Raw genomic sequence first — 287 nt, 5'->3', positions numbered from 1 at the left:
GCCGCCATGTCAAGCAAGGTCAGCAAGTTTAAGCAGCGCGATATCACCGATTGCGGGGCGACCAGTCTTGCTTGTGTCGCTGCCTTCTATGGCCACAAGCTGATTTTGTCGCGCATTCGCCAGCATGCCTCGACCGACCACTCTGGCACCACTGTGCTCGGTCTCTTGGAAGCTGAAGAAGGCTTGGTTTCTTAGCCAAGGGCGTGAGGGGTGGCTTCGACCGCCTCGACAAAATCCCCAAGCCCGCTATCGCGCACGTCGTCATCAAATTTGCGTTTGGACTTGGC

The 287-nt window shown here is 57.1% G+C and carries 1 pseudogene; it reads left to right on the top strand.

The annotated features are described in order from the left end of the window. Positions 1-6: 6 nt before the first annotated feature. Positions 7-287, top strand: a pseudogene (locus EN807_RS34825) (cysteine peptidase family C39 domain-containing protein); the annotation flags it as partial.

Source organism: Mesorhizobium sp. M5C.F.Ca.ET.164.01.1.1, from assembly GCF_004792125.1.
Classification (GTDB): Bacteria; Pseudomonadota; Alphaproteobacteria; order Rhizobiales; family Rhizobiaceae; genus Mesorhizobium; species Mesorhizobium wenxiniae.
The sequence above is the reverse complement of the archived record's forward strand: the minus strand, read 5'-3'. Positions and strand labels throughout refer to the sequence as shown.